This window comes from Streptomyces sp. NPDC054887, assembly GCF_053610585.1.
Map to the genome: position 1 here is coordinate 1 of NZ_JBSGYQ010000149.1, position 1,274 is coordinate 1,274.

Consider the following 1,274-nt stretch of genomic DNA (forward strand, 5'->3'; position numbering starts at 1 on the left):
GTGGGGACTTCCCGCAGTGCCGGGCCGGGAGGTGCGACCCGCCGCCGCACCGGGCGGGAGCGGCGGCCGTGGTGTGGGATCGGCTCGTGGTTCAAGCCAGTCAGCAGTGCGCGGCGAATCAGCCCGGCGTCACTGAATCAGGGGAGTCACTGCGCGTATCGGAAACGCCGCCGGGACCGTCGCATGCGACGGATCGCGACCGGGTTGGGTCGATGCCATCGCCCGCACCAGGTCTCGCTAGCCTTCCGCTCGGGCACCGCCTGGTCCAGCGCCTGATGCCCGTGTCAGTGGAGTGCTCGGCCGTGATGGCTCGCTGCTGGCCGATTGGCAACCTCAGTGCACCACAGAGCGACGGGCGGCATGCCCCGTGCCTGGTGCTTGCTGGGTGCAAGCTGCGTGCACCACGCTTTCGGAGTGACGCTCGGTGACCGGCATGTCAGGCTTGGGGCGGGGCCTTCGACAAGTCGAGTCGACGATCGTGAGGTTCTCCGGATCACGGCCAGCGGGCGTCGGCGGGAGCACTTCGGCATCAGTAACCAGGGTCCTGAGGGCCGGGACGAACCAGCGGAAGCCGCCATGATCCGACCCAATCCAGGGTGCCGCAAGAACGCCCGCCAGTGGTCCACCCACAGGAGCCGCCACGTGCCCACCTCTCCTCCTTCCCCAGAAGGATCTCCGACGGCCCGCACCGCGTTCGACGATCCCGCTGCATCGGGACTGGCCGCCCGCAGGCGCCTGCCCCCGTCGGGGCAGGGCGAATGGGCCCCCTCACGTCACCGGCCCGGCCTTGTGAACATCCTGGACAAGGAGGCCCAGCCGCGCATTCCCGAACTGGTGCCGATCCGCTACACCCGTATGGCCGCCTCCCTGTCCGCCTTCTACCGCGGTACTCCTGCGGTCATGGCGGCTGACCTGGCCGGCATGCCGAACACCGGGCTGACTGTTCAGCTCTCCGGGGATGCGCACCTGTCCAACTTCGGGCTGTTCGCCTCCCCGGAGCGCCGCCTCGTCTTCGACCTCGACGACTTCGATGAAACACTGCCGGGCCCCTTCGAGTGGGACATCAAACGCCTGGCCACCAGCCTGGTCGTGGCCGCCTACGACAATGACGTCCCGGCGGGAACGGCCGGGACCATCGCCGCCGAAGCCGCCCGCAGCTACCGCACCCACATCAACGGACTAGGACTTGTCCGGACGATCATGTGACTGCTCTGTGCCTGGGTCGTTGATGTGGGCATGGGGCGAGGTGATCTGAGTGATGCCGAGTGGGAACG

At 68.4% G+C, this 1,274-nt stretch carries 1 protein-coding gene; it reads left to right on the forward strand.

Features of this window, described 5'->3' with window-relative positions; all coding sequences use genetic code 11:
• Positions 1-789: 789 nt before the first annotated feature.
• A complete protein-coding gene (locus ACWGH0_RS34680; RefSeq protein WP_453408253.1) occupies positions 790-1,206 on the forward strand; it encodes a DUF2252 family protein in 417 nt (138 codons plus the stop codon).
• The last annotated feature ends 68 nt before the right edge of the window (positions 1,207-1,274 follow it).